Raw genomic sequence first — 18,645 nt, forward strand, 5'->3', positions numbered from 1 at the left:
ACCTCGGACTCGTCAATGTAGTCCACGCCGAGGGACTGCAGGACCTGGGCCTCCACGAAGTGGCCGATCCGGGCCTTGGCCATCACCGGCACGGAGACGGCGTCAATGATCTTGTCGATCATGTCCGGGTCCGACATGCGGGACACGCCGCCCTGGGCACGGATATCGGCCGGAACACGTTCCAGGGCCATGACTGCAACGGCACCGGCGTCTTCGGCAATGCGGGCCTGTTCAACGTTGACGACGTCCATGATGACGCCGCCCTTGAGCATCTCAGCCATGCCCCGCTTGACGCGGTTGCTGCCCGTGACGCTGTTCGCGGACGAACCGGCTTCGCTGCTTACATCAGGTGTAGACACAAAAACCCCTATGGGTAGATAGATGATCTTCGCCGGGCGTGAGGGCGGCAAGAAACCGAAAGTACACGCACCGGGTTGCCGGATACATTGACCGGGCAGTCACAATACTAGTCCCACGCCAGGCGGCGGGCTTAATCAGCCTTAATCCGAAGCCGCGGACTCCGCAAACGCCTGGCGATGGACGGTGGCTACGCGCTGGATGATGGTGATGAGGCTGGCCAGAGCCAGGAGTCCGAGCGTCACCAGAAGGACCACGGGGGGCAGCCCCAGGCCGGTAAATCCGGTGACCACCAGCACCGAAACCAGTCTCTCGGCGCGCTCGGCGATGCCCACATTGGCTGTGAAACCGAGGGCTTCGGCCTTGGACCGCGCATACGAGACCACCATGCCCAAAACCAGGCAGAGCATGGCTGCGACGGCGATGGCGTAATCGGCGCCCCCGGTGAAGAACCAGATAGCAACGCCGGCGAACAGTGCACCGTCGGCGATCCTGTCCAGCGTGGAGTCCAGGAAGTTTCCCCAGCGGCCGCCTGAGTCCCGAAGCCGGGCCATTATGCCATCGAGCACGTCCGAGAAGATGAACGCGGTAATGAACAGGGTCCCCCACCAGAGCTGGCCGAGGGGGTAGAAGACCAACGCCCCGACCACCACGCCCGCGGTTCCGATGACCGTCACGGCATCAGGGGAAACACCGATTCTCAGGAGCCAACGCGCAAGCGGAGTGAACAGTACGGTGAAAAACCCGCGCGCATGCCTATTCAGCATCCGTCTCCCCGGGCCAGGCCTCTGCAACCTGCTGGCGGACTTCATCCAGGGTCTGCGTGATGGCCTTGGTCTGGGCGATGATGGGGAAGAAGTTACCGTCCCCGCCCCAGCGTGGAACGATGTGCTGGTGCAGGTGGGCGGCGATTCCTGCCCCGCCCACCACACCCTGGTTCATGCCGAGGTTGAACCCGCCCGGGTTCGCCACCTTGCGCAGGACCCGCATGGCTGTCTGGGTGATCTCCGCAAATTCCGAGGTCTCTTCCACCGTGAGGTCGGTGTAGTCCGGGACGTGCCGGTAGGGGCAGACCAGGAGGTGGCCCGGATTGTACGGAAACAGGTTAAGGACCACGTAACAGGTCTTGCCCCGGTAAACGATAAGGGCTTCCTCGTCAGTCCGGCCCGGACCCACACAGAAAGGGCAGTCGTTCTCGTTCTTGAACTGGTGCTGGCCGCCCTTGATATAGGCCATCCGGTGCGGAGTCCACAGGCGCTGGAAAGCATCCGGCACGCCCGCAAGATCAAAGTCATCTGTCACGCCGGTATCCCCTGGGTAGCCTGCGCCTGTGTTCTCCTGCACCGTGTCTTTATCCGTTTCCGCTAGCTGGTCCGGTTACGGACGGCTTCTGTGATCCGCTTGACGGCCTCGGCAACCGGCACGCCGTTGTCCTGGCTCCCGTCACGGAAGCGGAAGGACACCGCGCCGGCCTCGGCGTCGTCGCCGCCGGCGATCAGGACAAACGGGATCTTGTCCTTGCTGGCGGTCCGGATCTTCTTGGGGAACCTGTCCGAGGACGTGTCCACCTCGGCGCGGATGCCTGCCGCCTTGAGCTGGTCAACGACGTCGAACATGTACTCGTTGAACGTTTCGGCCACCGGGATGCCCACCACCTGGACAGGGGAAAGCCACGCCGGGAATGCGCCGGCGTAGTGCTCGGTGAGCACGCCCATGAACCGCTCGATGGAACCGAAGAGCGCACGGTGGATCATCACGGGACGCTGGCGGGTGCCGTCGGCTGCCTGGAACTCCAGCTCGAAGCGTTCCGGGAGGTTAAAGTCCAGCTGGATGGTGGACATCTGCCAGGTGCGGCCCAGCGCGTCCTTGGCCTGAACGGAGATCTTCGGTCCGTAGAAGGCTGCGCCGCCCGGATCCGCGACGAGTTCCAGGCCGGATTCCTCGGCCACCTCGGCGAGTGTCCGGGTGGCTTCTTCCCAGGCTGCGTCCTCGCCGACGTACTTCTCCGGGTCCTTGGTGGACAGCTCCAGGTAGAAGTCGTTCAGACCGTAGTCCTTGAGCAGGTCGAGCACGAACTTCAGGGTCTTTGTGAGCTCGTCCTTCATCTGCTCGCGGGTGCAGTAGATGTGGGCGTCGTCCTGGGTCATGCCACGGACCCGGGTCAGGCCGTGGACCACGCCGGACTTTTCGTACCGGTAGACCGAACCGAATTCGAACAGACGCAGGGGCAGTTCACGGTAGGACCGTCCACGCGAGCGGAAGATCAGGTTGTGCATGGGGCAGTTCATCGGCTTCAGGTAGTAGTCCTGGCCGGGCTTGCGCACGGTGCCGTCCTCGTTGAGTTCGGCATCCACGTGCATGGCCGGGAACATGCCCTCCTTGTACCAGTCCAGGTGGCCCGAGACTTCGTACAGGTGGCCCTTGGTGATGTGCGGGGTGTAGACGAACTCGTAGCCGGCATCCACGTGGCGCTGGCGGGAGTAGTCCTCCATCTCCTTGCGGATGATGCCGCCCTTGGGGTGGAACACCGGCAGGCCGGAGCCCAACTCGTCGGGGAAGGAGAACAGGTCAAGTTCGACGCCGAGCTTGCGGTGGTCGCGCCGCTCAGCCTCCGCGATGCGCTCCTGGTAGGCCTTCAGCGCGTCCTTGGTGGGCCAGGCGGTGCCGTAGATCCGCTGCAGCTGCTGGTTTTTCTGGTTGCCCAGCCAGTACGCCGAGGAGGACCGGGTCAGGGCGAAGGCGTTGGAGATGAGCTTGGTGTTGGGCAGGTGCGGGCCGCGGCAGAGGTCGCACCAGACGGTGGTGCCCTCTTTGCGCTCAACATTGTCGTAGATAGTGATGTCGCCGGCGCCGACCTCGACGTTGACGCCCTCGCCGGCTTCGGCGGCATTGTTCTTCTTGCCCAGGAGTTCTAGCTTGTAGGGCTCGTTCTTCATGGCCTCGCGGGCCTCGTCCTCGCTGACCACGCGACGGACGAACTTCTGGTTCTGGTTGACGATCTTGAGCATCATCTTCTCAAGGGTCTTGAGGTCCTCGGGGGTGAACGGTTCAGCGACGTCGAAGTCGAAGTAGAAGCCGTCGGTGATGTACGGTCCGATGCCCAGCTTGGCCTCCGGGCGCAGCTGCTGCACTGCCTGTGCCATCACGTGGGCGGTGGAGTGGCGGAGGACGTCCAGGCCGTCAGGGGAAGCGATGGTGACGCCCTCGATCTCGGCGCCCTCGGGCAGCTCCTGGTCCAGGTCCTTCAGCTCGCCGTTGACGCGGGCAACAACAACATCGCGGCGCTCAAAGAAAAGTTCCGCACCGGTTGTCCCGGTAGTCACCTTGGTCTCTTCGCCATCGACGATGAGGGTGATCTGCTGGGCATCTGACACGGGTGTCTCCTATTCAAAGTTTTAGGCTTCATAGCTTGTGGCATACGGGGACCACAGCCAGCCATCGTCAATGCTATCGGTTTCCCGGGAGGCCGACCAACGGGACCCGCGGCCCCTCATCCGCCCATTCCGGTAATCGCAAGGCTTCGGCTGATCCCGTCCAGGGGATGCGGCACATCGGTGCTCTCCACGCGATCCGCCGCGAACGGCAAGGATTCCACCCTGCTCAGGTCCCAGGCCATGCTGGCGCTCAGGCTGATTCCCCGGGGACCTGTCCGCCGCGTGGTGCCCCGGATCAGCAGCAGCCTGGTGCCGAACAACAACAGCCCCGCCTGCTCCTGGGCTTCATGGAAGAACACGGAATCGACGCAGCCGGTGCCGTCATCGATGCTGATGAACACCACCCGCCGGCCGCCACGCATGGGCGGGGTCTGGGTGGCGATCCGCACCCCGGCCACCAGCACCTCGGTGTTGTTGCGCAGGCTCAACAATTTGTCTGCAGTGGTGACCCCCAGCCGGTCCAGCATGGGCCGGTGGCTGTCCATCAGGTGCCCGCTGACGTCTATGGCCATCAGGTCCAGTTCTGCCCGGACGTTTTCCACCAGGGTGGGCGCGGGAAGCCCGGGTTTGACGTTCCGCAGTTCCACATCCCCCAGCGGCAGGGACAGCTGCCCTTCCATGATGTCGATGCCTTTCCGGGTACCGCCCGCGGCCTGGAGCTGTTGCAGGTGCTGGACGAGGTCCGCGCGGTTGGCGGCGCCGCCCGATTCACGGTGCAGGGAATCAAAAGCACCCAGCTGGGCTAGCCTTTTGATACTTGGCTTGCCCAACCTGGACCGGGCCCGGAGGTCAGCCAGGGAGTCGTAGGGCTGGCCGGCGACAATCCGCTTGAGCTCGGTCCCGGACAGGCCGTAGATGCCGTTAAGGCTCAGCCTGATCCCCAGCTTGCCGGCATCCGGCCCTGCCGCCACCCGTTCCACCCTGTACTCGGCCTGGCTGCGGTTGATGTCCAGCGGCAGGATGGGAATGCCCAGCCTGCGGGCTTCGGCCACCAGCAGCCGTTTGGGGTACATGCCGGGATCGTGTTCCCACAGCCCCGCCAGGAAAGCCTCGGGGTGGTGCGTCTTGAGCCATGCGGACTGGTAGGTGGGAACGGCAAACGCCGCACCGTGCGCCTTGCAGAAGCCGAAGCTGCCAAAGGCTTTCAGGGTCTCCCAGACCTTGTCCACCACCTCCGGAGCGTACCCCTTGATCCGGGCCTCCTTGCGGAAGAACTCCTCCACCTTCAGCTCGTGGACCTCGTCGCCGAGCGCCCGGCGAAACTCGTCTGCGCGCGCCAGGCCGCAGCCAGTCATCACGTGGAAGGTTTTCAGGATCTGTTCGTGGAAGACAGTGACCCCATGCGTTTCCTGCAGCACGGGTTTCAGGTCGGGGTGCGGGTAGACCTCCGGCGCGAAGCCGTGCCTGTGCTCCAGGAAAGGCCGCACCATGTCCGATTTCATCGGGCCCGGCCGGAACAGCGAAATGTCGATGATGAGGTCGTTGAACTCACGCGGCGCCAGCTTGCCGATCAGCTCCCGCTGCCCGGGCGACTCGATCTGGAAGCAGCCCAGGGTGTGGGTGCTGCGGATCAGTTCGTAGGTTGGTTCATCATCCAGCGGCACGGCGTTGAGGTCGATGTGCCCGTTCTCGGCGATGTAGTCCGGCCCGGTCCCGTCAGGACCTGCAGGGTGGGCCCCGGCCGCCACCACTTCCGCCTTGGAAGGATGGATCCGGATGACTTCGCGGACGGCAAACGCCATGGCGCTCTGCATCCTGACGCCCAGGACATCAAGCTTGAGCATGCCCATGGGATCCATGTCGTGTTTATCAAACTGGCTCATGGGCAGGCCCAGTCCGCTGGGCTGCACCGGGGTCCGGTCCAGCAGCGTGGCGTCGCCCAGGATCACCCCGCAGGGATGCATGGAGATATGGCGGGGCAGCCGGTCCAGCCGTTCGGTGAGGTCCACCAGCAGGTCAAGCTGCTGGTTTTCGGCGAAGTCCCGCTGTTCCACCCGCCCGGCGAACTCCCGCAGCTCAGGTTTCTCAACCAGTGCCTCACGGAATTTCCTGGCCGAAAAGCGCCACAGCTGCTTGGCGATCTCGCCGACGTCGTCATCGTCCATGCCCAGGGCCATCCCGGCGTCGCGGACGGCACCGCGGGCGCGGTACCCGTTCTGCATGCTCATCAGCGTGACGCGCTCGGAACCGAAGCGGTCAAAGATCCGCCGGTATACGTTGTGCCGTTCGGCGCTTTCGACGTCGATGTCGATGTCCGGCAACGTGGCCCGGTCCCGGGACAGGAAGCGTTCGAAGATCAGGTCGTGTTGCAGGGGGTCCACCTGGCTGACATCAATGAGGTAGTTGACCAGGCTGGAAGCCCCGGAACCGCGGGCGGCTGCCCTGACCCCCATGTCCTGGATCATCCGGGAGACCTCCGCGACCGTGAGGAAATAGGAGGAAAACCCCAGGTTCCTGATGATCCCCAGCTCGTGCTCCAGCCGCGAGCGCATGTCCTTGTGAGCTGAGCCTGATATCCCAGGGAACCGCCTGCTGATCCCGGCCTCACAGCGCTGCACCAGTTCATTGTGCGGGTCCTGGCTGATGCCTATGACTGATGCCTCGGGGACTACCGGCTGCTTCCAGCCCATGTCAGTCACCGGGTCGATCCGGCAGAAGTCGGCGAGCGCCTCGGTCTGTGCCATCAGCTGTTTGAGGTCCGCTGCGCCATACCCTGCGGCGCGGATAATTTCCTTTCCGAGCTGAAGCATCTGCGCAGAGGATTTGAGCCAGGCCTGCCCGTTGGGCTGGAGCAGCGGTTCGGCCGCGAGTTCGGGGAGGGACTTCAGTGTCCGGGCGGAGTCGAGCACGTCTGCCGTGGCGGCACCGTCCTCTGCGCAGTAGCGGACAGCGTTGGTGAGCACGGCCGGTACGTGGTGTTCTTCCGCGAGCTTGAGCATACGTACCGCATGGGCGGTGCTCAGGTGCGCCCCGGGGGCGGTGAGCTGGGAAACGACTTCCGCCACCAGGGTTTTTGGGGGCATGGCGTCCAGCCAGCCTTTGAAAAGGGTGCGCGGACGGAGGTAGCGCCGGCCGCTCATGGCCCGTCCGACGTCGGAATCCGGGCCGATCAGTACCGTCAGGACCGGTTTCAGGGTTGTGGGGTCGAGCGTGCGGGAGGCGAGTTCGGCGCGGGTGACCGCCACCGGCACCGCTCCCCCGGCTTTGCCGGAGGTGCGGGCATGGGCATCGGACACCAGCCGGCACAGGGCCCGATACCCCGCCCCGTTGTTGTTGCCCCGGGCGAGCACCACCACCCTGCCGGCGAGCTGGGTGCGGTGGTCGCCGTCGTCGTCGAAGACCGCTAGGTCCACACCCACGATGGGGTCGATGCCGGCGGCCATGCAGGCTTTGAGGTGTTTGATGGTGCCGTACAGGCCGTCCCGGTCCGTGCAGGCGAGCGCGGTTGCGCCGTCCGCGGCGGAAACCTGGGCCAGTTCGTCGGGCCAGGCCACGCCATAGTGTGCGCTGAAGGCCGTTGAAACGTGAAGGTGGGAGAAGCTCATGCCGTCTGGGGCCGGAGTGCATCGTGGATCCGCAGGATCCTCCAGCGGCCGCTGCCGACATGCCTGCTCAGGTCCAGGGTGAGCGGCTCTCCTGCATCCCGAGGGCCGGTACCCTGCGGGTCCGCCTGTACTTGGACGCGCCAGATTTCGTGGTCCACCAGCCCCGGCCCGCTGCCGAGGGGCGCACGGCGCTCCTCGGCCCACCACTGCCGGCGTTCGTACCACCGGACAGGCTCGGCGCACACGGTGTAGTGCCGCCCGGCCCACTGGAGTTTCAGCGGCTGGCCCGCGGGGGTGCAGACGACGTCCACGGACTCGCTGAACATACCCATGGGCGCCTCCCGGAACTGAACGGAGCTGATGCAGGATGCTGATGCAACAACAATTATTCGAATACATATTCGAATAAATCCAGTCTACGACGGCGCTCCGACAAAACCTAGACAGGGGTGGACGGACGGGCGGCAGGAGGGCAGGATTGTGGCATGAGCACCCATGACGCACTCCTCAAGCACGTAAGCATCAAGGCCCAGGACGAAAAGCTCGTGGCAACCTTCGATATCGACGGCAACATACCGGGGGCAGGTGCGTACGTAGTGGGACTGGTGGCGGCGAGCCCTGATTACTCATCACAAAGACGGTTGGGCATTGAGTTCATGAACGGGGAGGCCATTGCCTTCTACTCATTCAGCCATGACCAGAGCGCCGAGGAAAACTATGATCTTGCCGGTGTGACACACTCGGGCAACACCATCACGGGCAACTTTCCCGTCGCGGCCGTGCATGGCCTGGGCAAGGGACACGTCATGTCGGCCTTCAGCGAGGCCGACGGCCGGGAATTCCAGTCGGGCGTCGCCGTCGACGAAGCGCTCTAGGAAACACGGGACTCCAGGAAACACAGGGCAGGTGCTGCCGGACCCGCGTCCGGACAGCACCTGCGGCGGTGTCAGCTGCTCTCTTTGTGGACCTTCATTTCAAGTTCGATAAACCCTAAGATCATGGCCCGGTAGGTTGATTCCACGATGTCCGGATCAATGTCCTTCTTTTCCGCGGCGGACCGGACATGCTCAATCACCCGTTCCACCCGGCCGGGGGCACGGACTTCAGCGTCGTCCCCCTTCAGGGTTCCGGCGATCCGTATCAGGCGTTCACGCCGCGCAATGAGCGTGACAATCTGCTCATCAACTTCGTCGACCGCAATCCGAACGGCTGCGAGCTGTTCCTTGTCGGCCAAAGCATCCCGATCGTTTCCTTGAATTGTTGCCATCTTCTGACAGTATCGAAGCATGCAGCCCAGAGTCGACTTCATCTCACTAGGCGTTCGCAGTGTTGACGCCTCCCGCCGGTTCTACGCCGAAGGCCTCGGCTGGCCTGTCCACCGCGAGTTCCCGGGCGATGTGGTGTTCATCCAGGTCAACCACGGCCTCGTCCTTTCCCTGTGGGACGCCGCGCAGATGCACGCCGAGGCCGGCGTAGGCGCGCCCGGCCCGGTCCCCTGCATCACACTCAGCCACAACCTGCCCAGCACCGAGGCGGTGGACCGGGTCATGGCGGAGGCGGCATCGGCCGGAGCCACCATCGTCGCTGCGCCGGTCACCCAGCCTTGGGGCGGGTACAGCGGCTATTTCGCCGATCCGGACGGCTTCCGCTGGGAAATTGCCTATAACCCCGCCTGGACAGTGGACGACGGCGGCCAGGTCACCGTTTAAGGGCCGGGCACCTCCGCCGTCAGCCGGGCCAGCGAACGGAGCTCCTCAGAACAGCGCATCCACCGGCCGGATGAGCTCCGGGGAGTTGTTGCGCACGTTGCCCACTTCGGTGCCGACGGAATCCACGTGCCAGTCTGCGGCGACGTCCTTCACATGGGCCCGAACCAGGTCCACGAGGAAGGCGGCGTCGTCGATCTGCGGATCAAGCCAGGACGCCATCGTGGCCCGGTCCATCGGCAGCGGAACGCGGTCATGCAAGGCAGTGAGCTTGCCGAAGATTGTCGACTCAGCACCGGGCGGCGGGGTGTCTGCCGTCAGGATGGATGTGGAGAGCATCCACCGGCCGGGGTCACCCTCGGCCTTGGCCGGATCCTTCCACCACTCGTACAGTCCCGCGAACACCAGCCCGCTGCCTTCGCCCGGATGGACGTAGTAGGGCTGCTTGGCTTTGCCGGTGCCCTGCTTCCATTCGTAGTACCCGTCCGCCGGGACAGCGCAGCGACGTGACTTCACGGCTTTGCGGAAGGCAGGCTTCTCGAGCACAGTCTCACTGCGCGCGTTGATCATCTTGGGGCCGATGCCCGGATCCTTCGCCCAGGACGGCACCAGGCCCCAGCGGGCCACGTGGAGCTGCCGCACGGGGCCGTCGTCCATCAGCCGTTCCAGGACGATCGGGACAGCGTCGGTTGGCGCCACGTTCCAAGACGGGAGAAGGTGTACTTCCTCCTCCAGCTGGGCATCAAAGTCGGCCAGCAAGTCGCCCACGGCCCGTGCCATCACATAGCGTCCACACATGGCTCCAGCATGCCATCAGCGTTATCTGCTGTCATCCGGCACCGCATCCGCCGGGCCGGCTCAGGGAATAGCCTGCCCCGGGTTACCGTTGATGGGAAGGAACCTACCCAACGATTTCAGGAGAGCTCCGTGGACTTTACCCCCGAGAACGGCACCATCACCATGTTTTCCACCACCTGGTGCGGCTACTGCAACCGGCTGAAGAAGCAGCTGGACGCGCAGGGCATCGGCTATACGGAAATCAACATCGAAGAGGTGGAAGGCACAGCCGACCTCGTGGAGAAGCTCAACGGCGGCAACCGCACCGTGCCCACCGTGCTCTTCCCGGACGGCACTGCCGCCACCAATCCTTCCGCTGCCGAGGTAAAGAGCCGCCTCGCGGCCTGAACACCGCAGCTCATGTGGTAGACAGAACGGGACCAACGTCCGTGTTGGTCCCGTTCTGTCTATCTGCATTAAGGGAGCCTTTCGTGATCCATAAAGTCAAAGGTGTCGTAGCCCGTTCCAAGGGCGCCCCGGTCACCCTGGAGACCATCCTGGTCCCGGATCCGGGTCCGGGCGAGGCCCTGGTGGACATCCTCACCAGCGGCGTCTGCCACACCGACCTGCACTACAAGCTGGGCGGCATCAGCGACGACTTTCCGTTCCTCCTCGGCCACGAAGCCACTGGAGTGGTCAGTGCCGTTGGCCCGGACGTCACGGACGTCGCCCCGGGCGACCGCGTGGTATTGAACTGGCGGGCCGTCTGTGGCGACTGCCGTGCGTGCAACCGAGGCCAGGCCCAGTACTGCTTCAACACCCGCAACGCCACCCAGAAGATGACGCTGGAGGACGGCACCGAACTGTCCGCCGCCCTGGGCATCGGAGCCTTCATCGAAAAGACCCTCGTGGCTGCCGGCCAGTGCACGAAGGTTGATTCCGACGCCGATGCTGCCGCCATCGGCCTGCTCGGCTGCGGGGTCATGGCCGGACTGGGCGCCGCGATCAACACCGGCGGCGTCAAGCGCGGTGACACCGTCGCCGTCATCGGCTGCGGTGGTGTGGGCATGGCTGCCATCGCCGGCGCCGCGCTCGCCGGCGCAACCACCGTCATCGCCGTCGACATCGACGCGAAAAAGCTGGAACGCGCGAAGGAACTCGGTGCCACCCACACCGTGGACTCCTCCGCTTCCGACCCGGTGGAGAAGATCCGGGAACTCACCGGCGGCTTCGGCGCAGACGTGGTGATTGACGCCGTCGGCCGTCCCGAAACGTACAAGCAGGCCTTCTACGCCCGCGACCTCGCCGGCACCGTGGTACTGGTGGGCGTCCCCACGCCGGAGATGACACTGGAGCTGCCGCTCCTGGACGTTTTCGGCCGCGGCGGGTCGCTGAAGTCCTCCTGGTACGGTGACTGCCTGCCGTCCCGGGACTTCCCCATGCTGATCAGCCTCTACAAGCAGGGCAAGCTGGATCTGGATGCCTTCGTGACCGAGCGGATCACCATCGACCAGGTGGAGGAAGCGTTCGAGAAGATGCACTCCGGTTCCGTGCTGCGTTCTGTGGTGGAACTGTGAGCGTCAGGATCGAGCACCTCGTCACATCCGGGACGTTCTCGCTCGACGGCGGCACCTGGGATGTGGACAACAACGTCTGGATCGTCGGCGACGCGGAGGAATGCGTGGTCATCGATCCCGCGCACGATGCCAAGGCCGTAGCCGCCGCCGTCGGTGGCCGGAAGCTCAAGGCGATCCTGCTGACCCATGGCCACGATGACCACATCCGGTCGGTGGCTGACTTCTGGGACCTCGTCCAGGCACCGATCCACCTTCACCAGGACGACTGGATGCTGTGGCGCAGCGTCTACCCGGAGGTGGAACCCGATGTCGCCATCAGGCACGGCGACGTCATCGAGGTGGCAGGGGCCAGCATGACGGCCCTGCACACCCCCGGGCACTCGCCCGGCTCGGTGTCCTTCCACCTGGCCGACGGGCCCGATGGCGAGGGCTCGCTTTTCAGTGGCGACACCCTGTTCCAGGGTGGCCCCGGCGCCACGGGCCGGTCTTATAGCGACTTCCCCACCATCATCGAGTCCATCCGGACGTGGCTGCTGCCGCTACCGGCCGAAACGGTGGTCCGGACCGGACACGGCGACAGCACCACCATCGGGGCCGAAGCCCCGCATCTGGATGAGTGGATCGCCCGGGGTCACTAGGATGCCCTGAGCCAGACCGCACCCCCCGCATGAGCGGGCTACGCCTCCCTGGCGTCCAAACCTGCATAGCTGCTGAAGTCGGCGTGCCGGAGGGAGGCGTGGCCCGCGTATGCGGCAATGACGGCGTCTTGGACATCCTGGACCGTCAGCCCGGGCACGAGGTCGTTGGCCGCGCCGGCGGTGGCCGGGTCCCAGTCCAGGCCCAAGGCGGCATAGCTGTCCGTCAGGACGTTGCGGATGGGGGCGGAGTTTTCCACCACGATCACGGAACTGAACAGCCACCCGCCGCTCACCACGCGTTGCGCTGTTCCGACGAGTTTGATCCGGCGTGCCGGATCGGCCGGGTCGGTTCCGTGAACGCTGAACTCGCCTGGGCAGTACTCTCCCGGAATTTCGCCAACTGCGGCCTGCACACCGACGTTCCGCAAAGACTGCGCCAGCAGCTCACCAAAGAATCCGAACCTGGCTTTGGAGCCGGCAATGGCATCGGTATGGGGCATCACGTGGTCCACCACCAGCGTGCCCTCGTGGTAAGCGGCGGCGCGGCCACCGGCCTTCCGCACCAGGGGTTCAAATCCGTGCTCCCGGCACGCCTGGGCGGCTGTGTCGAAGCCGGGCAGGCGGGTATCCCGCTGTCCGAACGCAACAGTGGGTGCGGGCCGGTACAGCCGGAGCGTGGGACCGATCCTGCCGCTCCTGGCCCGGGTCAGCAGTTCGAGGCCGAATTCCAGGTCACGTGCGGCGCCGAGGGAATGATCCTGGCGCACCACGGTGAGCGTCCCCATTCCTGCTTCGGCGTCCTGCATGTTGCTAAGCTCCCTTATGGTCATATTGCAATTCCTTGTTGTCGCGGCTGCGTTTGCCGTCATCGACGCCGTCTGGCTCAAGCTCATGAACCCGTTTTACCGCAGCCACATCGGTGACCTGCTCGCAGACAAGCCACATTTAGGTTACGCCGTGGCTTTCTATGTCATGTACATAGCGGGGATTGTCTTCTTTGCGCTGCGGCCGGCGCTCGACGGCGGCAGCTGGCTGACCGCCGTCGGCTACGGGGCCGCCTTGGGCGCCTTTGCCTACGCCACGTACGACCTCACGAATGCCGCCACGCTCAAAACGTGGCCACTGCAGCTTATTGTCGTGGACATCCTGTGGGGTGCCGCCCTGACGGGGCTGTCCACCCTCGCCGGTTGGCTGGTGTTCCGCTCCACCTGACATCCAGCGGATTAATACTGCACCGTCCCCATCGGGTGGCTAAACTCAGGAACTGGGCCCACCCGCTACTCCTCAGAAGAGGTAATCCACTGATACGCGTCATTAGCTACAATTTACGTAAGCACAAGGCCAGCGGGGAGCTGGTCGCCTTGGCACAGGACTTCGGCGTTGATGCCCTGTGCCTGCAGGAATGCGACACCACGGACCTGCCGGACACGCTGGGTCAACTGCAGCTGGCCGATTCCACGAAAGGCAACCGGCTGGGGCTGGCCATCTATTACCGGCCGGACCGGTTCACCGCCCACGGCACCAAGGCATTCGCGCTCAAGAAGTCCCTTCACGACATGGTCCTGGCGCCCGCCCATGAGCGCCTCATCGGCACTCGCGTGCGGGACAACGAGACCGATCACGAACTGGTCATCGCGTCTTTCCACGCTGCGCCGCTGACCGCCACCAACTCGCTGCGGCGCAACCAGATCCACGCTGCCCACGCGGAACTGCTGGGCATGGGCACCGGCCTGATGACTTTGATGGTGGGGGACTTCAACTACCCCTTCTTCACGAAGAACCTCAACGAACACATGAAGAACACGGGGTACGAACTATCCCTCAGTGATCGCCGGACCTACACGCGCTACAAGGTGTTCAAGGGCCACTTCGACTTTGCCACGTCCCTGGGCCTGAACATCGAGAACGTGGAAACCCTGCCCCGCGGCGCCTCCGACCACCTGCCCATACTGGTGACCGCCGAATACGGCCAGGACTCGACGCCGGTCCAGGAGCCCCCGGCGTCCTGAGGCCTGCCGGGAAGCGGCCAGGCAGAAATCAACGCCTGGGAACTGCGCCTCAGGTCCTGCGCAGCGTGAGGATCTGTTCTGCGCGGCCGAAGGGCCCCTGGAGATCGTGCAGGACGGTGGACGTGAGGCCAATACCGTCGGTTCCGAAGGAGACGGCGTTGTCCAGGCCCAGCCATTCGCCCCCGGGCCTGCGGTACATGTGGATCTGCAGGTCCAGGTTGGGGAAGGCGTAGCTGTCTTTACCTGGCGGGACCCTGGCCGCGATCCCGTTGGCTGTGTCAACGAGGCCCATCAGGCGGGCCAGGTCGCCGCTGTCGGCCTTGTCGGTGAGAGGGTGCAGTGTGCGGAGCCAGACGATCCCCGCGCCTGGCCGGTGGCCCTCTGCCACCCGCATCTCCAGGGACCGGATATAGCCGCCGGGCCAGATGGCAGGGCCGTCGAGCGGTTTGCATTCATCGGGCGCCGGAATGGCGGTGTCCTCGACGGCGGCAACCGCGGCTGTGTCGCTGGTGATCATCCGCCAGGCGGTGGCACGGATGGCCACCCTGCCATTGGCAATCAGTTCGGCCTGCAGGAGCTCGATGGTCCGGCCGGGGCGCAGGGTGGTGGTTTCGATGTGGAAACCGCCCCCGGGGATCAGGCCCAGGATCTCGTAGCTCAGCCGGGCCATCCGCATATCGTCGCGGGGTTCGTGGCGCTCCAGGCTGTCCGCGATCACGCCGGAAGCCGGCGCCATGTGCTGTTCGTGCTCGTTCCAGGCCCCCTGGGCGTGGATGGTGGAGCGGAATCGGCCACCGCCGAACGCCTGATAATAGAAATCGCCATCGGCCAGTTCCGGGAGTGCAGCAGTCAAAATTGACCCTTTCGATTGTCTTTGTGGGGCTCAGCCCACCCTGTCCGCTGGGCAGAAAGCTCCAGCAGGCGTGTCCGCAGATCCGGCCAGGATGCTGCGAAACCGGGATGGAGCTCTTTCCGGTCCACCGCATCCACCGGAACCCACTGGAGTTCGAGACTTTCCGGATCACTGATCACGGGCTCGAAAGGCTCGGTCACCAGAACCATGACGGTGGTGTAGGACCAGTACCCAATGTCCAGCACGGAGGTAAAGAGGACGCTCACATCCGCGGCCGGCACCGCAGCTTCCTCGTGCGCCTCGCGGAGGGCCCCGGTGACGGCGTCCTCACCCTGGTGCAACGCTCCGCCAGGCAGTCCCCAGGTGCCTCCGTTGTGGCTCCAGAGCGCGCGGTGCTGCAGCAGGACGCCCTTGCCGGGATCATAGGCCAGGACGCCGGCGGCACCGAACCGGCCCCAGAACTTGCCGCGGCTGCCCTCCACCCAGGCGTCACCGGGGTCCCGCGGACCGGTCCGGACCGGCGGAAACGTGAGGTTCGCATCAGCGGACGTGGCAGCCAAGGAGTGATCCATTCCACCAGTCTGACAGGTGCCCGCGGGCCCGGACGCGCAGCCCGCGGCGCGTCAGCCTGTTTGTCCCCCGTGGCTGCGTTCGACGGCGAAATCACCGCCGGGGTACATAACCGTTTCGTGTCCGTCGTCGAAGCGGACCAGATAGGGCGGATGGCCTTCCTGACCGCGGACTTCAACGATTACCCCGTGCCGGTCCGACGATCCGACGGTCCTCCCCCGGACGATGATCCTGTCACCCTGCGCTGCCTCCATGGCAATCACCTCCAAGGCCCAGAGTACGGCTGACAGGGATCAGGGAACAGGGGTCAGTCCCGTGCCCGGTTGCGCTTCCCGGAAATGGACGGCAGGTCAGTTCACTGGGAAGCGATGAGCCGGGCTGCGAGGCGGACTGCGTCGTCGGGGTCCTGGTGCCAGCGGGTGATGACGACGTCGGCGCGCTGTCGGTCGTTTCCGCCCAGACCCTGCAGCAACGGACCCACGACGTCGGCAATCAGGGCGTCCACCAGTTCGCCGGACTGTGCGGTTCGGATGAAGCCCTCCAGCCGGGTCAGGTCAGAGTGGCGGAGGAGGGAAACCCGGGACTGCAGCAACACAACGGCGGCGAGCCGCCGCTCATAGATTGGAAGCCTGCCTGGACCGGGCCGGCCCCAGAGGAGCGACGCTAAAGCGGTCACGTCGTCATGGCCAAGGTCCTTAAACTTCGTGCCTGCGTCGCGGACAGTGCCGCGGACGGCTCCCACCGACGATCCATAGGACCCCAGCGCCCCACCCACCCGGGACTCCACGTCCTCAGCCCGGTACCAGGCGCCTTCGTTCTGCAGGGTGGCGTCGATGAAGCCGGCAGCCTCCGGCACGCGCTCGTTCACGGCACCGCTACCGTCCATGCCGGCCGGTCGCAGCGTGGACTATGCAGAACGGCGTCGACGGGCGGGCTTCGAGCCGTCCCTCCGCGATGGGATCCCCGCACACGGCGCACGTCCCGTAGGTGCCGGCCGCAACCCTCGCCAGCGCCGCCTCCACCTGGTCAAGGCCAGAGCTGCTCTGCTGCAGGAGCGCCGATGCCTGTGAGAGCTCGAACGCAATGGTGGCGCCCTCGGGGTCGTGTTCGTCATCCACGTTGGAATCCTGGCGGGCGGCATTGGCGGAGGAGATGTCCGCTCGGAGGGCGGGGAGCAGTGCAAGTTTCCGGGCGCGCTCGTCCTCCAGCAGGACCCGGAAACGGTCAAAATCGGGCATGGGAAAAGCCTAGTGGTTTGGGTCTCGACAAGTGCGGCGAGTCGGAGGATGCTGGCAATCGTAAGCGCCTCAGATGCCGTCTGTCAGCCAAGGACAGACAGCTGATGGACACAGAATCAAAAGAGAAAGTCTGCATGTCATGCCTACAAACATCGTTACCGAGCTGGAAGTCAAATCCCACAACACACCGGATGAGAAGCGCCGCCCGGACAAGACTGAAGTCGACATCGTCAAAGTGGGTGACTACACGATCGGCCGGATGACGTTCAGTCCAGGCTGGCGCTGGTCGGACTGCATCAAGCCAGTGGTCCAGACCGAGACCTGCCAAAACAACCACGTGGGTTTCTGCGTTTCCGGCTCCATCCACGTCGAGACCACCGATGGCAACCGGATCACCATCAGCGCCGGTGACTCCTATACCATTCCACCCGGGCATGACGCCTGGGTGGAGGGCGATGATGCCTTCGTAGGCATTGAATTCCTCAGCGCCGCGGAATACGCCAAAGCCCCGGAAACGTGACCCGGCTGCAGGCCCGGACCAGGTCAGTACCAATTGTTGGCCACGGAATGGTTCCACGCACCGCACGGTGACCCGTAGCGGTCCGCAATGTAGGACAGTCCCCAATTGACCTGGGTCCGATAACTGGTGAGCCAGTCACTGCCGGCCGTGCCGTACTTACTGGCCGGCAGCGCCTGGGCTATCCCGTATGCGCCCGAGTAAGGATTGGTGGCGGTGGTCAGCCAGTTGGACTCCTTGGTCCACAATGACGCCAGGCACTGGAACTGGTCCTGGCCCCAACCGTAGGAAGCCAACTGCCCGGCCGCATAGTTTTTTGCGCCCGCGGGGTCGTTCACGGCGCCACCCGGCACGGAAGGTACGACGACGACGGGCGGCGGCACCGGCGTCGGGCCCGGGACCGGAGCGGGGGCGGGCACTCCCGGTACAGCACGCGGGGCCGGTGCCGGTTTTTGCGCAGCGGCGAGGGCCGCCGCCTTGGCCGCCGCCTCCGCCTGTTGGCGTGCCTGTTCCTGCGCCGCGGCCCGTTTGGCGGCCTGCGCCGTTTCGTATGCGGCCAAGGCCGACTGGCCCTGCCGGAACTCACCCTCCACCGCAGCGGTGGTGCCCTTGAGGGAGGCCAGCTGCGCGGTCAGTTCCTGGCCGTGCTCCTGCTGCTCCGCAATCTGCCGGGACATGGCCTGCTGGGCGGACTGCGCGGCGTCGAGCTTGGTTCTGGCCTCCCCCGACAGGCGCTCGCGTTCGGCCCTGGCTGCCTGCTCCTGATCGGCCAGGGCGCGGGAAATGCGTTCCGCAGCTGCGGATTTGTTCACCAGGACGGCTGTCTTATCACTGACGATCTGGACGATGTTCAGGCCTTGGATGCTGTTGTTCTGCACGGCGTCGAGGGCAACAAAGAAACCCATGTTGGTGCCACCGGTCTTGTACGACTGGGCAGCCAGGGCACCGATTTCCTTCTTGTACTGTCCCAGTTCGGCTGCGGCACGTGCGGTCTGGGCGGTAAGGGCATCCAGCATGGAAGTGGCAGCCTGAAGCGAGGCTTCGGCCAACGCGTACTCCGCGGCGGACGTTACGGCCGCATTGCCCAGTGCCTCGGCTTCGGTCTGGAGCCCGCCCAGCAGCGTGTTGATCCTCGTGACTTCTGCCGCCTTGCCGGCCTCGCTTTGCTTGGCGTTCTGCACGTCCTGCCATGAGGGATAGCCGCCCGGCGGCGCGTCGTCGGCGGCATGTGAGGGAAGCACCGCGGCCGACCCCACCAGGGTGACAGCCAGCATGCCCGCGAGGGCGGGCAGCCGCATTCTTTGAACAATCCGGGACATAGTTGGTGAGCTTACCGGGCATATCGGGCTTGCGGGGCCTGATCTGCCACATCGTTACCGAGGCAGCAGCCTGCAGGGCGCGCCAATCCGGCCGGCTTTGTTGGC

22 protein-coding genes and 1 pseudogene are annotated in these 18,645 nt (G+C 65.0%); 8 read left to right on the forward strand and 15 right to left on the reverse strand.

The genetic code is table 11. The features are described 5' to 3' along the window. The 6 genes and pseudogenes from QK290_RS15450 to QK290_RS15475 all read right to left on the reverse strand — a co-directional run. Positions 1-281 (reverse strand): annotated as a pseudogene (locus QK290_RS15450) (pyridoxal 5'-phosphate synthase lyase subunit PdxS); the annotation flags it as partial. Between the two features lie 219 nt (positions 282-500). Then, positions 501-1,124 carry a phosphatidylinositol phosphate synthase gene (gene pgsA, locus QK290_RS15455; RefSeq protein WP_282331514.1) on the reverse strand — a complete coding sequence of 208 codons (624 nt, stop codon included), beginning with the start codon at positions 1,122-1,124 and terminating at the stop codon, positions 501-503. Continuing rightward, positions 1,114-1,701 carry an HIT domain-containing protein gene (locus QK290_RS15460; protein ID WP_282331515.1) on the reverse strand — a complete coding sequence of 196 codons (588 nt, stop codon included), beginning with the start codon at positions 1,699-1,701 and terminating at the stop codon, positions 1,114-1,116. Before QK290_RS15460 ends, pgsA begins: the two co-directional genes overlap by 11 nt. Before the next feature lie 20 nt (positions 1,702-1,721). Then, a complete protein-coding gene (gene thrS, locus QK290_RS15465) occupies positions 1,722-3,731 on the reverse strand; it encodes a threonine--tRNA ligase (protein WP_282331516.1) in 2,010 nt (669 codons plus the stop codon). Positions 3,732-3,847: 116 nt separating this feature from the next. Then, on the reverse strand, positions 3,848-7,336 hold the full coding sequence (gene dnaE / locus QK290_RS15470; protein WP_282331517.1) for a DNA polymerase III subunit alpha: 3,489 nt from the start codon (positions 7,334-7,336) through the stop codon (positions 3,848-3,850). Next, entirely contained in the window at positions 7,333-7,668 is a 336-nt protein-coding gene (locus QK290_RS15475) for a DUF6504 family protein (protein WP_282331518.1), read from the reverse strand. The genes dnaE and QK290_RS15475 overlap by 4 nt, the downstream gene beginning before the upstream one ends. A 153-nt stretch (positions 7,669-7,821) precedes the next feature. On the opposite strand from QK290_RS15475, the gene QK290_RS15480 reads away from it, so the two are divergent. Further along, positions 7,822-8,211, forward strand: a complete 390-nt coding sequence (locus tag QK290_RS15480) for a hypothetical protein (RefSeq protein WP_185260689.1) — start codon at positions 7,822-7,824, stop codon at positions 8,209-8,211. Between the two features lie 71 nt (positions 8,212-8,282). Here the strand turns inward: QK290_RS15480 and QK290_RS15485 are convergent, their stop codons facing one another. Further along, complete coding sequence (locus QK290_RS15485) at positions 8,283-8,603, reverse strand: chorismate mutase (protein ID WP_282331519.1); 321 nt, start codon at positions 8,601-8,603, stop codon at positions 8,283-8,285. 19 nt (positions 8,604-8,622) lie between these two features. Between QK290_RS15485 and QK290_RS15490 the strand changes: the two genes are divergently transcribed. Continuing rightward, entirely contained in the window at positions 8,623-9,045 is a 423-nt protein-coding gene (locus QK290_RS15490; RefSeq protein WP_282331520.1) for a VOC family protein, read from the forward strand. A 45-nt stretch (positions 9,046-9,090) separates the two neighbouring features. Here QK290_RS15490 and QK290_RS15495 read toward each other — a convergent pair whose 3' ends face one another. Further along, a complete protein-coding gene (locus QK290_RS15495) occupies positions 9,091-9,840 on the reverse strand; it encodes an SOS response-associated peptidase (protein ID WP_282331521.1) in 750 nt (249 codons plus the stop codon). A 129-nt stretch (positions 9,841-9,969) separates the two neighbouring features. Here QK290_RS15495 and QK290_RS15500 point away from each other — a divergent pair, with 129 nt between their 5' ends. The 3 genes from QK290_RS15500 to QK290_RS15510 all read left to right on the forward strand — a co-directional run bounded on the left by QK290_RS15500 (position 9,970) and on the right by QK290_RS15510 (position 12,034). Next, the gene (locus QK290_RS15500; RefSeq protein ID WP_056340387.1) at positions 9,970-10,227 is read left to right on the forward strand and encodes a mycoredoxin; all 258 of its coding nucleotides are present in this window, start codon (positions 9,970-9,972) and stop codon (positions 10,225-10,227) included. Positions 10,228-10,310: 83 nt separating this feature from the next. Next, complete coding sequence (locus tag QK290_RS15505; protein WP_282331522.1) at positions 10,311-11,396, forward strand: S-(hydroxymethyl)mycothiol dehydrogenase; 1,086 nt, start codon at positions 10,311-10,313, stop codon at positions 11,394-11,396. Further along, a complete protein-coding gene (locus tag QK290_RS15510) occupies positions 11,393-12,034 on the forward strand; it encodes an MBL fold metallo-hydrolase (RefSeq protein ID WP_282331523.1) in 642 nt (213 codons plus the stop codon). The genes QK290_RS15505 and QK290_RS15510 overlap by 4 nt, the downstream gene beginning before the upstream one ends. Before the next feature lie 38 nt (positions 12,035-12,072). Here the strand turns inward: QK290_RS15510 and QK290_RS15515 are convergent, their stop codons facing one another. Continuing rightward, the gene (locus QK290_RS15515) at positions 12,073-12,840 is read right to left on the reverse strand and encodes a lipoate--protein ligase family protein (RefSeq protein WP_282331554.1); all 768 of its coding nucleotides are present in this window, start codon (positions 12,838-12,840) and stop codon (positions 12,073-12,075) included. A gap of 16 nt (positions 12,841-12,856) precedes the next feature. On the opposite strand from QK290_RS15515, the gene QK290_RS15520 reads away from it, so the two are divergent. Then, positions 12,857-13,246 carry a DUF2177 family protein gene (locus QK290_RS15520; protein ID WP_111907731.1) on the forward strand — a complete coding sequence of 130 codons (390 nt, stop codon included), beginning with the start codon at positions 12,857-12,859 and terminating at the stop codon, positions 13,244-13,246. Between the two features lie 92 nt (positions 13,247-13,338). Beyond that, positions 13,339-14,043: an endonuclease/exonuclease/phosphatase family protein gene (locus QK290_RS15525; protein WP_282331555.1), complete on the forward strand. Its 705-nt coding sequence runs from the start codon at positions 13,339-13,341 to the stop codon at positions 14,041-14,043. Positions 14,044-14,092: 49 nt separating this feature from the next. Here QK290_RS15525 and QK290_RS15530 read toward each other — a convergent pair whose 3' ends face one another. The 5 genes from QK290_RS15530 to QK290_RS15550 all read right to left on the reverse strand — a co-directional run bounded on the left by QK290_RS15530 (position 14,093) and on the right by QK290_RS15550 (position 16,704). Beyond that, positions 14,093-14,896: a thioesterase family protein gene (locus tag QK290_RS15530; protein WP_282331524.1), complete on the reverse strand. Its 804-nt coding sequence runs from the start codon at positions 14,894-14,896 to the stop codon at positions 14,093-14,095. After that, entirely contained in the window at positions 14,893-15,468 is a 576-nt protein-coding gene (locus QK290_RS15535; RefSeq protein ID WP_282331525.1) for an NUDIX hydrolase, read from the reverse strand. Before QK290_RS15535 ends, QK290_RS15530 begins: the two co-directional genes overlap by 4 nt. Positions 15,469-15,519: 51 nt before the next feature. After that, positions 15,520-15,720: a DUF1918 domain-containing protein gene (locus QK290_RS15540; protein WP_282331526.1), complete on the reverse strand. Its 201-nt coding sequence runs from the start codon at positions 15,718-15,720 to the stop codon at positions 15,520-15,522. Between the two features lie 101 nt (positions 15,721-15,821). Continuing rightward, a complete protein-coding gene (locus tag QK290_RS15545) occupies positions 15,822-16,352 on the reverse strand; it encodes a DNA alkylation repair protein (RefSeq protein WP_282331527.1) in 531 nt (176 codons plus the stop codon). Beyond that, complete coding sequence (locus QK290_RS15550; protein ID WP_282331528.1) at positions 16,342-16,704, reverse strand: TraR/DksA C4-type zinc finger protein; 363 nt, start codon at positions 16,702-16,704, stop codon at positions 16,342-16,344. Before QK290_RS15550 ends, QK290_RS15545 begins: the two co-directional genes overlap by 11 nt. Positions 16,705-16,843: 139 nt before the next feature. Between QK290_RS15550 and QK290_RS15555 the strand changes: the two genes are divergently transcribed. Then, a complete protein-coding gene (locus QK290_RS15555; protein ID WP_282331529.1) occupies positions 16,844-17,224 on the forward strand; it encodes a cupin domain-containing protein in 381 nt (126 codons plus the stop codon). A gap of 23 nt (positions 17,225-17,247) precedes the next feature. Here the strand turns inward: QK290_RS15555 and QK290_RS15560 are convergent, their stop codons facing one another. Beyond that, positions 17,248-18,540: a lytic transglycosylase domain-containing protein gene (locus QK290_RS15560; RefSeq protein WP_282331530.1), complete on the reverse strand. Its 1,293-nt coding sequence runs from the start codon at positions 18,538-18,540 to the stop codon at positions 17,248-17,250. Positions 18,541-18,645: the final 105 nt, after the last annotated feature.

This window comes from Pseudarthrobacter sp. AL07 (assembly GCF_029960665.1).
Taxonomy (GTDB): Bacteria; Actinomycetota; Actinomycetes; order Actinomycetales; family Micrococcaceae; genus Arthrobacter.

Excerpts from the sequence above, each read along its gene's own strand:
- QK290_RS15560 (WP_282331530.1), bottom strand. The coding sequence starts at position 18,540 with ATGTCCCGGATTGTTCAAAGAATGCGGCTGCCCGCCCTCGCGGGCATG.
- pgsA (WP_282331514.1), bottom strand. The coding sequence starts at position 1,124 with ATGCTGAATAGGCATGCGCGCGGGTTTTTCACCGTACTGTTCACTCCG.
- QK290_RS15495 (WP_282331521.1), bottom strand. The coding sequence starts at position 9,840 with ATGTGTGGACGCTATGTGATGGCACGGGCCGTGGGCGACTTGCTGGCC.
- QK290_RS15520 (WP_111907731.1), top strand. The coding sequence starts at position 12,857 with ATGGTCATATTGCAATTCCTTGTTGTCGCGGCTGCGTTTGCCGTCATC.
- QK290_RS15475 (WP_282331518.1), bottom strand. The coding sequence starts at position 7,668 with ATGGGTATGTTCAGCGAGTCCGTGGACGTCGTCTGCACCCCCGCGGGC.
- QK290_RS15485 (WP_282331519.1), bottom strand. The coding sequence starts at position 8,603 with ATGGCAACAATTCAAGGAAACGATCGGGATGCTTTGGCCGACAAGGAA.
- QK290_RS15535 (WP_282331525.1), bottom strand. The coding sequence starts at position 15,468 with ATGGATCACTCCTTGGCTGCCACGTCCGCTGATGCGAACCTCACGTTT.
- QK290_RS15555 (WP_282331529.1), top strand. The coding sequence starts at position 16,844 with ATGCCTACAAACATCGTTACCGAGCTGGAAGTCAAATCCCACAACACA.
- QK290_RS15480 (WP_185260689.1), top strand. The coding sequence starts at position 7,822 with ATGAGCACCCATGACGCACTCCTCAAGCACGTAAGCATCAAGGCCCAG.
- dnaE (WP_282331517.1), bottom strand. The coding sequence starts at position 7,336 with ATGAGCTTCTCCCACCTTCACGTTTCAACGGCCTTCAGCGCACACTAT.
- QK290_RS15545 (WP_282331527.1), bottom strand. The coding sequence starts at position 16,352 with ATGGACGGTAGCGGTGCCGTGAACGAGCGCGTGCCGGAGGCTGCCGGC.
- QK290_RS15540 (WP_282331526.1), bottom strand. The coding sequence starts at position 15,720 with ATGGAGGCAGCGCAGGGTGACAGGATCATCGTCCGGGGGAGGACCGTC.
- QK290_RS15515 (WP_282331554.1), bottom strand. The coding sequence starts at position 12,840 with ATGCAGGACGCCGAAGCAGGAATGGGGACGCTCACCGTGGTGCGCCAG.
- QK290_RS15490 (WP_282331520.1), top strand. The coding sequence starts at position 8,623 with ATGCAGCCCAGAGTCGACTTCATCTCACTAGGCGTTCGCAGTGTTGAC.
- QK290_RS15550 (WP_282331528.1), bottom strand. The coding sequence starts at position 16,704 with ATGCCCGATTTTGACCGTTTCCGGGTCCTGCTGGAGGACGAGCGCGCC.